The sequence below is a fragment of the Hymenobacter defluvii genome, from assembly GCF_017589435.1.
Taxonomy (GTDB): domain Bacteria; phylum Bacteroidota; class Bacteroidia; order Cytophagales; family Hymenobacteraceae; genus Hymenobacter; species Hymenobacter profundi.
Genome location: NZ_JAGETX010000025.1, coordinates 12083 through 25229, shown reverse-complemented (window position 1 = coordinate 25229; position 13147 = coordinate 12083). Strand labels below are relative to the sequence as shown.

13 protein-coding genes are annotated in these 13147 nt (G+C 54.1%); 9 read left to right on the top strand and 4 right to left on the bottom strand.

Going from position 1 to position 13147, the window contains the following annotated elements; all coding sequences use genetic code 11:
* The first annotated feature begins 333 nt into the window (after positions 1-333).
* The gene (locus J4D97_RS21075) at positions 334-1347 is read left to right on the top strand and encodes a tetratricopeptide repeat-containing protein (RefSeq protein WP_208309298.1); all 1014 of its coding nucleotides are present in this window, start codon (positions 334-336) and stop codon (positions 1345-1347) included.
* A 674-nt stretch (positions 1348-2021) separates the two neighbouring features.
* Here J4D97_RS21075 and J4D97_RS21070 read toward each other — a convergent pair.
* Positions 2022-2564: a hypothetical protein gene (locus J4D97_RS21070; protein ID WP_208309297.1), complete on the bottom strand. Its 543-nt coding sequence runs from the start codon at positions 2562-2564 to the stop codon at positions 2022-2024.
* Between the two features lie 14 nt (positions 2565-2578).
* On the opposite strand from J4D97_RS21070, the gene J4D97_RS21065 reads away from it, so the two are divergent.
* Positions 2579-2815, top strand: a complete 237-nt coding sequence (locus J4D97_RS21065) for a hypothetical protein (RefSeq protein ID WP_208309296.1) — start codon at positions 2579-2581, stop codon at positions 2813-2815.
* A gap of 194 nt (positions 2816-3009) precedes the next feature.
* Here the strand turns inward: J4D97_RS21065 and J4D97_RS21060 are convergent, their stop codons facing one another.
* On the bottom strand, positions 3010-3951 hold the full coding sequence (locus tag J4D97_RS21060; RefSeq protein ID WP_208309295.1) for a helix-turn-helix transcriptional regulator: 942 nt from the start codon (positions 3949-3951) through the stop codon (positions 3010-3012).
* A gap of 98 nt (positions 3952-4049) precedes the next feature.
* Between J4D97_RS21060 and J4D97_RS21055 the strand changes: the two genes are divergently transcribed.
* Positions 4050-5222 (top strand): FAD-dependent oxidoreductase, encoded by a 1173-nt coding sequence (locus J4D97_RS21055; RefSeq protein WP_208309294.1) that lies wholly within the window; start codon positions 4050-4052, stop codon positions 5220-5222.
* Between the two features lie 292 nt (positions 5223-5514).
* Here J4D97_RS21055 and J4D97_RS21050 read toward each other — a convergent pair whose 3' ends face one another.
* The gene (locus J4D97_RS21050) at positions 5515-6087 is read right to left on the bottom strand and encodes a transposase (RefSeq protein ID WP_208309293.1); all 573 of its coding nucleotides are present in this window, start codon (positions 6085-6087) and stop codon (positions 5515-5517) included.
* On the bottom strand, positions 6044-6289 hold the full coding sequence (locus J4D97_RS24050) for a transposase (protein ID WP_208309292.1): 246 nt from the start codon (positions 6287-6289) through the stop codon (positions 6044-6046). Before J4D97_RS24050 ends, J4D97_RS21050 begins: the two co-directional genes overlap by 44 nt.
* A gap of 204 nt (positions 6290-6493) precedes the next feature.
* On the opposite strand from J4D97_RS24050, the gene J4D97_RS21040 reads away from it, so the two are divergent.
* The 6 genes from J4D97_RS21040 to J4D97_RS21015 all read left to right on the top strand — a co-directional run bounded on the left by J4D97_RS21040 (position 6494) and on the right by J4D97_RS21015 (position 13132).
* On the top strand, positions 6494-6946 hold the full coding sequence (locus tag J4D97_RS21040) for a hypothetical protein (protein ID WP_208309291.1): 453 nt from the start codon (positions 6494-6496) through the stop codon (positions 6944-6946).
* A gap of 282 nt (positions 6947-7228) precedes the next feature.
* Entirely contained in the window at positions 7229-7528 is a 300-nt protein-coding gene (locus tag J4D97_RS21035) for a hypothetical protein (RefSeq protein ID WP_208309290.1), read from the top strand.
* A gap of 296 nt (positions 7529-7824) precedes the next feature.
* Complete coding sequence (locus J4D97_RS21030) at positions 7825-8325, top strand: hypothetical protein (RefSeq protein ID WP_208309289.1); 501 nt, start codon at positions 7825-7827, stop codon at positions 8323-8325.
* 465 nt (positions 8326-8790) lie between these two features.
* Positions 8791-9777 (top strand): hypothetical protein, encoded by a 987-nt coding sequence (locus J4D97_RS21025; protein WP_208309288.1) that lies wholly within the window; start codon positions 8791-8793, stop codon positions 9775-9777.
* Between the two features lie 16 nt (positions 9778-9793).
* Positions 9794-11488, top strand: coding sequence for a serine protease (locus J4D97_RS21020; RefSeq protein WP_208309287.1), 1695 nt, complete (start codon positions 9794-9796; stop codon positions 11486-11488).
* Positions 11489-11791: 303 nt separating this feature from the next.
* Complete coding sequence (locus J4D97_RS21015; RefSeq protein ID WP_208309286.1) at positions 11792-13132, top strand: TIR domain-containing protein; 1341 nt, start codon at positions 11792-11794, stop codon at positions 13130-13132.
* Positions 13133-13147: the final 15 nt, after the last annotated feature.

The following is a 13147-nucleotide window of genomic DNA, read 5'->3' as shown; positions in this document are numbered from 1 at the left end:
TCAGTTCCTACCTACTGCTCTTTAGAATCTGCCTTCAAACTATTGGCTACGGGATTGTAAATTCCATAAGTAGAAAAAGCATGAAGCCCAATCATACTTAGATTGGGCTTCATGCTTTCTGTCGGTGGTAAGGCTATTCACCGATTACATACACCGGCACGGCCTGCGCGTCGACACCCGGCCGTTTTCATTCTTAACTTCTTTGCCAACCAGTAGGATAGCGCAGGTGATTTCCGAGGCCGCCGTGCCGCCGTCGATACTGGCCAAGATGGTAAGGTTGTCGCCCTGCTTCTTGGTCTGCTGGAGTCCACGCCCCGATATCAATGGGGCGACTTGAAACTGCTACAAACCGAGGCGGTGGGCTTTCCATGGCAGATGGAGGGCTACCGCGTGGTGGGAAAAGCTCAGTTCCGCAAGAACGCCTACGCCGACGCCTGCGAAACTTGGGAAGCCGTGCACGATGACGCCCTCGACGATCTGGAAGCTAACCTGTGGCTAGGCACCATTTATCAACGCTTAGGCAAGCTTGCCGATTCCGACCTCGTCCTCCGCCGTGTAGTGGAAAATAGCGCCACTACACCGTGGAGGCAAGCCGAAGTGTACGCCCTGATGGGCCGCAACGACAAAGAGCGCTGGAAAGCCGCGTGGGAAACCGTCGCCGCCGCGCAACGCCAGGAAGAAGCTCTTCGCTCTCCTTTCCTAGCCGAGTCCTATACAAACTACCTGCTGGGGTTTCAGCAGGATTTAAACCACTACTACTCGGGCATCAACGCATTAAGCCTGCTAGTTACGCAGATAGCACTAGCCGATGCATCACCGGAAGTTTGGAACGAAAACTTTCAGGATTCAGAAGAAGGGGTGCGGCAATTGGCCAGACGCAAAGACGAGTTAGTGAAGTTGCGGGGCAGCGTCGCAATGTCGCTTGAAGCGGCCGAGGCCCGGCGGCAGCGTGCGGGTAAGGATGACGTATGGCTAGGCATTACCCTAGCCGACCTGGCTTGTCTTACTTCAGGTAGTCCAGCGTTTGTGGCCAGCCAGTACCGCAAAGCCTTAGCCAGTGCGCACGACGTCGACCGCGAGGCTGTGTTTCGGCAATTAACCTTATATAAGCAATTAGCAGTTATGCCAGCCAACGTGGCGGCAGCACTGCAAGTGGTTTCGTCGTGGCAGAGCAAACCGCCGCATACGCTGCTATTCACGGGAGACCGCCTAGATGCACCCGGCCGCGCCGCGTCGCGTTTCCCAGCTAATAAGGTGGCGGAAGCGCGGCAGGCAATAAAGGACGCTATCTGCCGCGAAGTGGCCCGCGTGCAGAAGCCAGTTGTAGGCATTGCTGGGGGGCGCTAACGGGGGCGACATCCTCTTTCACGAGATCTGCGCCGAACTGGGCCTTGAAACCACGCTGTATCTGGCCATGCCGTGCGAAGAGTACATGGCTGCATCGGTGCAGGACGGCGGCCCCGATTGGGTGGACCGTTTCAACGTCCTGTATGACCAACTACCGCGGCGCGAGTTATGTCCATCCGATACTCTGCCACGCTGGCTGCAGCACAAGCCCAACTATGGAATCTGGCAGCGCAATAATCTTTGGACACTCTACAATGCCCTGGCTTACCTTAATTGCGCTTTGGGACGGCGAGAAAGCAGAAAATGGCCCGGGTGGGACACGGGATATGTTGACACAAGCCAAGCGAAACGGAGCTAAAATCATTGAACTAAATACAAAGAAAATATTTGGCTTGTAGCACAACTAGCAGCGCTTCCTGAAGCCCCAAAACTCGGCACATCTATATCATCTTTTTTACTCCCGATGGCTGTCTTGCGTTGGATAATGGCCTTGGTTAAAGGTTTGGTACAAAAGTTAAACGGCCAATCTTGGCTTTGTGGGCTCAGACGTAGTAGGCGGCGCCAGTTAATTATCGTCGAGGACAAGGCCGGGACCTATGCACAACTCGTAGCGGTAAGTAGTAGTCCCCCATTCCAGCCAGACGTGCCAAAAGCTAAACTGCGCCTGAAACAGCTTATTTAGTTCGGTTCCAATAGGCAAGGCCCGTTGGGCCCGGTCTTATTGAAGGCGTAGGCTGACCAGAGGCGGGAGCGAGGGGCAGCGTGTCGCAAGAGGGCTGGCAAAGTTGTGCTGCCACTTCGTGCCCGCCGCCGGGCACCAGCTTGTAGGTGATGACGCCTGCCGTGCGGTTCGTCGCGGCCGGGTGCAGGTTACCCGACGCGTCACTCCAATACGGCAGGGCCGTCGCGTATGCGTTGCGCACCCAGTACCAGTGGCCTTGGTGGCGAGCCAGGTGGTCGAGCGGTTGATGGCCGCCGATTCGCAGGTGTGGGAGCCCCAGCGAGTCGGCGGTTTGGGCTTGGCGCAAGCGGGGCACGTCGGACGCAGACACGACCGCCGAGTCCAAGCGGTAGCGCACGGTCAGCAGCAGAGTATCCCCTGTGTGGTTCATGAGGTGCCACTCCACCCTGTCTTGGGGAGGGTGGTAAGGAGGGGTGCAGGCTGCTAGGCTGGCAACGGCACTTAGCAGCAGCAGAACGGTTGGTTTCGGAGACATACGAAAGGCAATAGATGTCCCCAGTGCGTGGGCAGCCGAGCCGTCAGTGGACAATTCTAACGGAAGCAACTCTGCTCAATAAAATCAAGGACAACGATTTTCTGCATTTCGGCACCGCCAAGCAAAAATACCAAGAGTTTGTCAAGCGCTACCCGGACTTGCTGCTGATCATCCCTCAACACTACATCGCGTCTTATTTGCATATAACGCCGCAGTTGCTGAGTCGCATCCGCAAAAGTGAGTTGCTGTAAGTGGTGCCTATCTTTTACTCGTGGCCAATGGCCATTTCATAGCAACGGGAAAACTTGCTTTAAGCTGCTATAAGAAGGCCGAGACGAAGTTGCAGCCCTTGCGCGACTAGGCCCAGCGCCTCGGCTTCGCCATCGTCGAAGAATGCGTGAACCAAGCCTCGGGCACTAGCGAGGAGCAGACTCAGTACCAAAGGCTACGGTATCCTACTCCATTTCTTAGGTTTCATCCCAACGTGTGCTTCAAATAACCTTCCGAAATAACTCAAATTACTGAACCCAAGGCGGTAGCCCGTTTCGGACACGGATAACCGCTCTTCTTTAAGTAGCCGCGCTGCTTCCTGCATCCGAAGGTGTTGGTAGTAGTCATATAGTCCCTTGCCGAACACTTGCGTGAACAGCTTGCGTAGCTTCAACTCATTCATCCCGCTTAAGTTGAGTAGTTCCTCGGTCGGCAATGGCTCCGTTAGTGAGGCGGCCATGGCGTTTCGGACCCGGTAAATGGCTTCAATCTCGGGGGCACTCAGCTGCTTTGGCGCGCCTGACGCGCGCCGCGAAAGGTTATCAAACAAATGATAGAGCAGCGCTACGGATTTCAGGCGGTAGTAAAAGTCCGGTAGACTCACCTGCCCCGTAGCGTTGACCAGTTCATCGACCAGCGAACTAATGGCCGGGGACAGGAAGTCTTCAATCCAGAAGGTGCGCGCCGCGTCAAAGAGGTACTCGAATTTGTGCCGCTCGTTACCCAGTAACTCCTGTAAATAGGTGGCCTCGATGAGAATGGTGACCTGCTTGCTATGAGAATGTTTCGGAAAGCTGACTTCGCTCGCCAGGTGCAGGGGCATCACGCGCACATGGGGCGGCTCCTGTCTCAACTCTGCAGTTCCCTCCTGCCCGTCGTCGAACGCGTTTTGAAAGGAAATCAATAAGCCCTGCCCTACCGCCGTGATGGGCTCGCGCTGAAAAGAGATGGTTTCCTGCGCGACCAAGGAACGGACCATGACCAGCATCTGTGGCAGCAAGTCGACTATTTTGATGTGGTGCAGGTGCAGGGGAGCTACTTCGCCCGCATGGGCCGCCATCGGCACACCCAGTTTAGCCGCTAGCTGCAACAACTGCTCCTTCGGAGTAACTGCCATTTTAAGGACTATTATTAGTAGTTAAACGGCTATTTTACCCGTAAAGCTGCAAATAAATTTGTCGTGTTGAAAACTACCCCCAACCCAACACGACAACCATGAAAAAGCGAATAATCATTTCTGGCGGCGGAATAGCTGGTTTAACCGCAGCCATGCTGCTGCAGCGCATGGGCCATGAAGTAACGGTCATCGACCGGGCACTCGAATTTACCCCGGCCGGCTTCCTGCTTTCCTTGAAAAGTTTTGGGGTCACCATCCTGGAGCAGCTCGGGCTTGCGCCAGCGCTCCAGGATGCCTCGATACCGGCTGAATGTATGGACTTTGTGGATGCAGCAGGAAGCCTGATTAGTCATAATAGCTACCAGGAGCTAGCTGAGAACACGACCCCCTCCATTCTGCTAACCCGGGGAGGACTTCATCAGGTGCTATACGATTCCATTAAGAAGCAGGATAACCTGGTATTTGGCACCACCGTCGAACAGGTTCAGCGCGAAGGCTCGCTGGTACGGGTTATCCTTTCCAATCACCAAGCCCTTGAAGCCGACTTGCTTATCGTTGCCGAAGGGTTACGTTCCGCCACCAGAGGCACCTACTTTAAAAACAGCTACCTGGAGGATTTTAACGTCTTCTATGTAGGCGGCAGAATAAAAAAAGCTCATTCCTACCAAGTGGGCTCCTTCAACACGATTATTACTGTGGACTCCATGCTGTCTATTTACCCCATCAGTCGGGAGGAGGTGGCCATTCAATGCTACGTTCGCTGCATGGATGAGGAGGGTGATTACCGCTCTATTTCGCGTCGTCTGCTGCAGGAAAAGGTAAATGGCTACCAGCCCGAAGTGCAGCACTTGCTGGCAGAATTCCTGCAAAGTGACCGGTTTTATGCCGATAAAATGGGGATGGTCCGGGCGCCAAGCTTGGTGAACGACGGTATGGTCTTGCTAGGGGATGCGGGGTATTGCCCAACTGCGCTGTCGGGTATGGGAGCCTCTCTGTCCATCTACGGGGCCAAAGCCCTGGCCCATTTCATTGGCCAATCACCGGATAATATGGCATTGGCCTGCCAGCAGTACGATGCCCTTATGCAGCCAATAGTTGAAAAATTCCAGGGCAATGCTCGGAGCAACGCCGCATCGTTTCTGCCCAAAGATGAGGCAAGCCTGGGCGAATTCAAATCAGCCTTCAGCAGTACGTCTGAATCTGTCCTGCAGAAGCGACTAGCTAACCAGACTGGATTGACTGAGGACCAGTTGCAGGTCATCCTTCATTAATCACCGACAGAGGAACAATTGTGATACACTGCTAGGCTGGGCTCCACCGCCGCTTCGGCAAACGAGAAGAGCAAGTAAGCTTGACGACCATATATCTCTTCCACTTCGTTGTCGTTCTAAGAACCTATCCGGAAAGTCCAGAACGTCATGCTGAGCTTGCCGAAGCATCTCTACCGCTTCGTTCGATAGTATTCAACGAAGCGGTAGGGATGCTTCGGCAAGCGGACGCCATATGGAGCATGACGGCCTTTTTTCTCGCAGACAACTTTCCGGATAGGCTCTTAGAAGCTGTTTAAGTTAGCTTGGAGAATCGTCGGATGTTGGCTAGGTAGAGCCAGGCGTTGGCATGCTGGGTTTTTCGTTCGTAGTCTTTAGCTAATCGGCGGTTGGTGCCAGCCCAGGCAATGCTGCGTTCCACCACCCAGCGCTTGGCATGGATAAAAAAGCGGCCCTTGTCGGCCACCACGCCCATGGGCACCTGTGCCTGCAGGCCCCGGCTTGCCAGGTGCTGGCGGAAGCGGCGGCCGAAGCCGCCGTCCACAAACACGGTCTGCAGCCGGTCGAGCAGTTCGTTGTTCAGTGTCAAGGCGTCCCAGAGGCGGGTCGCGGTGGCTCCGTCGTGGCAGTGGGCCGCTACTACGCAGCAGGCGAGCAGGTTGCCTAAGGTGTCCACGAGGAAAAAGCGCTTGCGACCCTTGATGCGCTTGCCCGCGTCATAGCCCACACAACGGGTGCTAGTGGCCGTGTTCTTCACGCTTTGGCTGTCGAGGATAGCCGCTGTGGGCGGGGCGTTTTTTTTGCCCGCTCGCGTGCTTCCACCGTTAAACAGCCACTGACGCGCTGCCAGGTGCCATCTGCGGTCCACTTCGTGAAATAGTAGTACACCGTGGGCCAGGGGGGAAGTACGCTGGCACGTCGCGCCACACGCACCCGTTCTTGAGCATGTAGAAAATGCCGTTCACTATCGCCTGCAACGGCCATTTGCTTGTGCGCTGGACCACGAACAACGGCACCAGCTTTGCCCACTGTCGTTCCGTCAGATCTGAACTGTAACGCTTCTGTTGCATCCTCAAAGCTACTCGCTAACTTAAACAGCTTCTTAGGCGAGTGGTAGGCCCAACGCCTGTCACTTGGGCAATATTTACTAGCAGTAAGCTCGGCGCTGAAAGGTACCTTTCTGGCTCCTACCGCCGCGCAGTAGGGTGCGTGGACATGTCCATTGAATCCTCGGTCGTTTAACCTTTGTACCAAACTTTTAACCAAGGCCGATAATGGTAGCCGGTACAGGTCGGCAGAAGGCGTTACCCACACCGGTAGCGCTGCTGGCAGAGGCGGTCGGGCGCGAGTTGGCCAAGCAGGGCTACGGCTTAGTGGTGGGCGGCTGGCCAGGCGTTGATTACCTAGCAGCCCGTGGCTTCGCTCAGGTACTGGCAGCCCAAGGGCTGCCCCTTGCCGATTACCTTATTCAAGTAGTTAGCACTAGCCGGCCGGTCGTTTATCCGCCGGGTGCCGACTACCCAGACTTTCGGGGCGGACACATTATTGCCGTGCCAGCCGGTGTGCGGGAGTGGGTCGAAGCCCTCAAGTACGCTGAGGCCGTAGTTCTGCTAGGCGGCGAAGGCGGTACCCGCGAAACCTTCTGGTATGCCACGCAGGAGCAACGACCGTGTTTCCAGTTCCAGGTACGCACGGTGATGCTGCGCTGGCTTTTGCAGATTGCCTAGAACGCTGGGAACTGTTTCCATACCAAGGTTTCGGTAAAGAGCAGTTCAGCAACGTACTCTCCCAGCCGGTGGAAAATGCTGCCCAGGCCGGCGCGTTAGCGACAGGTATAATGACGCTTTTGCAAGTCCAGTTTACCGCAAGAGCCGAGGCACGAGAGACGGTTTTTGTCAGCTATGCACACGAAGACCGGCAGTGGCTGCTGAAGTTGCGCGGTGCCCTGCGTCCGTTAGAGCAAAGCGTACAACTTTCGGTATGGGACGACCAGCGACTCCGGGCCGGCGATGCATTTAATCCTGGCCGGTATTGCACAAGCCCGCGTGGCTATTTTATTAGTAAGCGCCGCCTTTCTGGCCTCAACGTTCATCCAGGAGCAGGAACTGCCCCGGTTGCTGTTTAAAAGCCGTCAGCGTACCTGTCGGGTCCTGTGGCTAGTAGTAGAAGACTGCGACTGGCAAACGTCCCCGCTTCAAGAAATTATCGCCCTGCACGATCCGGCCGTGCCGCTGGCTACTTTACCGGCCGCCCAGCAGCAGGATACTTTGATTCAGCTTCGCCAAAGCGTAGCCGCTGCTCTCGCCTAACTCAGTACTCATGCCTAACCATTACATCCAATACATTCCCCGCCGTGTAGTGAAAACCGGGCCAACAAAAGCTCCTACTCCGAGCGAGGTAGCCAATGCCGCGCAGGCGTTGGGCTTTCATCGCCCCAAATATCATCTAACGAAGTCAAAAATTGGGATTGTAGCCCGCATACAACCAGGTGATACCATCTGGCTTAATTGGTCAGCTTCACTCTCCTTGGGGTAAATTGCTGCCATCCGTCGATGCCCGGATTGATGTATCGGAATGTCGCGCTCACGAACAAGGGTACACCTTTATGGCAACCGATACTTCCCGCTGGTTTCCGCTCGCGGATGCCAGCTATTTACTGCCAACGCTCTTGACTCGCCGCCAGGACAGCTCTACGTACCCGCTGCTGCCCGACCGCAACTTACCTATTGGAATAGTCATGCAGCAGCTACGTCGGCTAGCCGATGCACAACCGCTCATGAAATGGGCAAAAGACGTCGATGCTCAGGGCTATGATTTTGTGAGCTACCGCCTGAAAGATGGTACTCGGCAAGCATTCGACTGCGTAAAGTGTCTGTTGGCCAACTGCAAAACCGTTTTTTGGGACAGATGGTCGCTGCCGCGCCAACTAGCTGAGCAGCACCGGACGGTAGAAGATGCCTTTTTGCGGAATTATCTAGAGCAAGCTATTCAGCAAGCAAATACCACGTGGGGAATCCAAAGCCGCTACTACGGTGCTGTCGACAGCTTTTCGGCCTACGAAAGAGCAATAGCTGCCCAATTAGGCAATTTCTTTCTGCTCGCGTAAGTGCACCAAACAACTTATAAATTATGTCGCCAACGTTGTTGCTGTTACGCAGTAGTATAAGCGGACAGGTGAAAAGCGCACGTAGTGATACATTTTCCCAACTTGGAATACTGAAGTAATACTGGCGTTATAATTTCCACTTACGAACTCCGCTTTGCTCTTTTAGCCAGCTGATTGCCAAAATTTATCGATAAACCAACGTGGTAATGCCTTTACCTATCGGGCCATAGATTCTGGCCGTCGCCTTAGGCGGCCCGAACCGCATACGCACTTGGTAGAAGCGCTGGCACGCTGACTACATCGGCAACTTGTACGCAATCAGCTAGCTAAAACGGCAGAGCAGAGTAGAGTAGTCAACTGCTGATATCTTATGGCCAAAGAACCAAAAAATGAATGTGCTTTATGTAAAAGCAGTGAGTATGTACTATATTTAATTAGCTCTCACTACTCATCTTTTTGCTCGTCATGCCCCACATCACATTTATCCATGGAATTTCAAACAAGCCAGACGAGGATAAGCTGCGCGAGATATGGTACCGTGCATTGGCTCAAGATACCCTCGGCAATGACGATGCCATTGATTTGGGTGCAGCTGAAGTTACTTTTTCAATGGTATACTGGGCCGATGTTTTGTATGATAAGCCGTTGGAGGGCGAATCGATAGAAGAAGAAACACTGCAGGAAGGTGCTGAATTCGAATTAGCAGGAACTTCACCCGATGCAGTGAATGGCGACCCGAATACGGCATGGCGAGCGAACTTACAACCTGACGAAGAACGATTAGTGGCGGCACTGGAAGCAAAGCTTGATGCCAACATGCTCGCGGACGAAGTGCTGACGGAACCTATACCGATAGCAGATGCGACCTTAGAGAGAATTCCCATCCCGTGGTTCATCAAGCGCCGAATAATGGAGCAGTTTCTACGCGACGTGCACCATTACCTATTCAACGTGAGCTTCAGCCCACGCCCGGGTGATACTTACCAAGTACAGGACGTGATTCGAGAGCGCATGCTGGCGCGCCTGCGGGAAGGGGCTTCGAAAGAGGGGCCCCACGTCGTCGTCAGCCACAGTATGGGCACCGTGATTGCCTATGATTGCCTGATGCGCGTACCGGGCTGCCCCGCAGTGGATGCGCTCATGACTATCGGCAGCCCGCTAGGGCTTGACGAGGTGCAAGACAAGCTTATTCCGGAAGGGACCGTAGGCAACCACTTTCCGGCGCAAAACGCCTTCCCGTCGAAGGTGAAGGGCACTTGGGTAAACGTGTACGACCGTCTGGACCCCGTGACGGGGCTCGATGGAAATATTGCCAATGATTTCAAAAAAGAAGGCAGGGAGGTCATCAACGTCATTCAGGAGGCCAATTGGGGCAAGTGGCGCCATAACATCGTGAAATACCTAGCCGGCCCGAAGCTACGGGCAGCCCTACGCGAGCAACTGGGGCTGTAATTCTTAGTAACCAGTTATGGATTTTCGCCCTTCGGATTTGGTTGGCATACTGGACGACTTGCTCCAGAAATTCGATAATTCGGCGTGTCTAGCGCTGTGCAACGAATTTATTGCCTGGCTATACCAAAGCAATGATTCCTTTCCAGCGTCGGAGGCAGCACAGGTGATGCAGCTGTTACGAAATAAGCGCCAATTTGCTCTGATGCTAAAAGTCGGAGACGCGTTGCTGCAAACCGGTCGGGCTTCTCATCGGGTCCACCGCCAATACGCCCAGGCTCTCATCGACGAAGGCCGACTGACGGCCGCCATTGCCGTGCTCACGGATTTGCTGCGCAACATTGGGAACGATGGCGAGCCGGCGGCTGCGGCGGCCAGAGAAAGCGCGGAAGCACGCGGGCTACTGGGTCGAGCACACAAGCAACTATATATCAATGCCAAGAGCAGCCATAATCAACAAGTGCAGCAGCACCTTCGTCAAGCGATAGAAGCCTACTTGGCGGTGTATCGGGCGGCGCCGGCTAAAAATGACTGGCACGGCATCAACGTGGTGGCCCTGACCCGCCGCGCTGAGCGGGATGGCGTGACGCTAGGAGAGACCATTGACGTGGCACAGCTGGCCAGCGCCCTCCTGGCGGCCGTAATGGCTAAAGAAGAGGAAGAAGCCGCAACCGTCTACGATTTCGCCATTGCCGCAGAAGCCAATATTGCGCTCGGTCAGCCTGCAGAAGCTCTATATTGGATAGAGCGCTACGTGCGCCAACCTCAGGCTGATGCCTTTGAGCTGGCCAGCACCTTGCGGCAGCTAACTGAAGTGTGGCAGCTGGAACAGGCAACCGGCGACGAAAAGCTGCTCTTGCCTATCCTGCAAGCCAAATTGCTGGAGCGACAAGGCGGTCAGCTGGAGTTACCCTTCACTACACTGCAACAGCAAAAATACGATGAACTCAATACGATGGGCACATACGAAAAGGTGTTTGGGGCAGATACCTACAGCACGTATAAATGGTATACGAAGGGGGCCGCCCGCTGCTTAGCGGTAGCCCGCATTGGTCAAGAGGCTGATCGAGGCATTGGCACCGGTTTTCTCGTTCAAGGATCGGATTTGCATCCGATACTAGCGGGCGAAATACTGTTGCTAACCAACGCCCATGTGTTGACCGATGACCCAAGCGTCCGCGAGGCTCTGCGCTCCGATGAGGCCTGCATCACCTTTGAAGTGCTGGGGCGGGATGATATGTACAAAGTAGGCGAACTAGTATGGTCTTCTCCGCCAGCCCAGCTTGATACGACAGTGGTACGGTTTGCTCCCGAAGATCAAGCGCAACTGCAACAGCTATTAGAAAATATAGACCCATACCCCTTAGCAAAAAGGCTCCCGCTTAGGGAAGGCTCGCAACAGCGGGTCTATATCATTGGTCACCCGGCAGGTGGGGCTCTGTGCCTGTCGTTGCAGGATAATCTGTTACTCGACCACCAAGAACCCTTAATACATTACCGCACGCCTACTGTCGGCGGCAGTTCTGGAAGCCCGGTCTTCAACCAGCAGTGGGAATTAATAGGCATTCACCACAAAGGCGGCACTTTGCCAAAGCTCAACGGCCAAGCGGGAAACTACGACGCCAATGAGGGCCTATGGATACAGGCTGTCCGATCCGCTCTAGCAAGATTCTTTACAAAAGACGGTTCAGTACCGCTGGCGACGGGGAACTGAACAGCAGGTTTTTGCACTAGCATCACAGATTGGACGAAATCATTCCCCGCGCATGGTACATCCCCAACCTTACAGTTGCCAAACGAACTACCGTCGGCACAGCTTGCAACGCACATTCTTGTTTCCTTAGCATTAAATCATCGGTTTTGGTCGGCTGTCCGGCCGCATCGTCACCCGGGCACGCTCCCCGTAAGGAAGGGCTCTACCCTCTGTGCATGCTCAGCCTTCTCCTGCTCTGGTTTACATGATGGGTAGTACCTATTCATTCTGTTCTCTTCTGCCACATTCCTTGCAGTCTCGTGCATGATGGACCTTTCCGATAGTCTTGCGTTCTACTTGCGTAGTAACCTGCGAGGTCATGATTTCTTCATTTCTTATAGCCGCGCCGATGCTACCGCTTATGCACTAGCTCTTGCTCACCGCCTTGATAAGGAAAATCTGACTTGCTATATCGACCAATGGGGGGCGCTTCCAGGAGAGAAAGTACCCCTCACTTTACTCCGAAAGCTCACCCACTGCCAAGTATTGCTGATAATTGGTTCGCCACGTGGGCTGGCGTCTGAGCCGATGCGAACCGAAATTGGTCTCTTTGCGCAGACGGGTAGGCCAATCGTACCAATTGCATTTGGCAACGTCCAACAGGCGGTCTGGAGCAAAGAAATATTGGGACTTGCGGTAACAGTAGAAACCATTGAGTCGCTGAATGGGGCTCAACCTTCGGAGCCACTGGTTGCTCGGGCCAAGAGTTCGTTAACTTACACCCGACAAGATAAACGCATCAAACGGGCCATTTGGACAACGTCTGGCCTAGTGCTGACTCTTGGGTTGTTGATTGCTTATGTAAGTTTTAACCTTAAGGACACATTACGACAGGTTGAGAAAGGAAAAATTCAAATCGATACAATCCAAAAAAAGCGCGCACAGGCGGAAAAACTGAGGGAACGTGCCGTTCGGGATTTGAATTGGACCACAAGAGAAAGGGACTCGGCCGCCGCTGAATTGCTCATTGCCACACAACAAGTTACTTATACCCGGGCCACGCTAAGCCATACGCAAGACTCGCTGGGCGTTACTACGCGCAAACTACAGGCTGAGCGGAAGAATTTGGTCGCTACGCAAAAACAACGCGACCATTACCTAGCAACGGCTTACAAGCGCGCGGCCGCGGCCACAGAGATGTTGGCGACTATAGAGAAAGGATTGGGTGGATTGTACCAACAACCAGCCTTGGGGCAATGTCTCTTGGAAAACGTAGCTATTCGGCCCTTGGTGATTTACATGTATTCGGATAAGTACAGCTTAGATCCAGTTGGACGGGCCAGGCTTGACACCTTAGCGGCCTGCTTAAAGGAAAATCTGGCCTATTCCGTGCACATAAGCGCGCACACAGCCAATGCGTGGGTTCATGAAGGAGAACGGCTCGGAAGCGATGATATTGGAATGCCGGAGAAGCAGCTCGGAACCGGTGAGTATAGCTATGTAATAGGCAATAACATGGCTAGTGCCGTCCAAAATTATTTAAAAACAAAAGGGGTGTCGGTGGGCCGAATGGTTAGCATCTCGTATGGAAACAGTAAGCCACTATACTCACTAGAACTTTTGAATAATCGAGTGGAAGTTCGGCTCGTTCACGAGAAGCCATAGTCATCAAAGCAACGG

Excerpts from the sequence above, each read along its gene's own strand:
- J4D97_RS21035 (WP_208309290.1), top strand. The coding sequence starts at position 7,229 with ATGCATTTAATCCTGGCCGGTATTGCACAAGCCCGCGTGGCTATTTTA.
- J4D97_RS21025 (WP_208309288.1), top strand. The coding sequence starts at position 8,791 with ATGCCCCACATCACATTTATCCATGGAATTTCAAACAAGCCAGACGAG.
- J4D97_RS21030 (WP_208309289.1), top strand. The coding sequence starts at position 7,825 with ATGGCAACCGATACTTCCCGCTGGTTTCCGCTCGCGGATGCCAGCTAT.
- J4D97_RS21040 (WP_208309291.1), top strand. The coding sequence starts at position 6,494 with ATGGTAGCCGGTACAGGTCGGCAGAAGGCGTTACCCACACCGGTAGCG.
- J4D97_RS24050 (WP_208309292.1), bottom strand. The coding sequence starts at position 6,289 with ATGCAACAGAAGCGTTACAGTTCAGATCTGACGGAACGACAGTGGGCA.
- J4D97_RS21020 (WP_208309287.1), top strand. The coding sequence starts at position 9,794 with ATGGATTTTCGCCCTTCGGATTTGGTTGGCATACTGGACGACTTGCTC.
- J4D97_RS21055 (WP_208309294.1), top strand. The coding sequence starts at position 4,050 with ATGAAAAAGCGAATAATCATTTCTGGCGGCGGAATAGCTGGTTTAACC.
- J4D97_RS21060 (WP_208309295.1), bottom strand. The coding sequence starts at position 3,951 with ATGGCAGTTACTCCGAAGGAGCAGTTGTTGCAGCTAGCGGCTAAACTG.
- J4D97_RS21065 (WP_208309296.1), top strand. The coding sequence starts at position 2,579 with ATGTCCCCAGTGCGTGGGCAGCCGAGCCGTCAGTGGACAATTCTAACG.
- J4D97_RS21070 (WP_208309297.1), bottom strand. The coding sequence starts at position 2,564 with ATGTCTCCGAAACCAACCGTTCTGCTGCTGCTAAGTGCCGTTGCCAGC.
- J4D97_RS21015 (WP_208309286.1), top strand. The coding sequence starts at position 11,792 with ATGATGGACCTTTCCGATAGTCTTGCGTTCTACTTGCGTAGTAACCTG.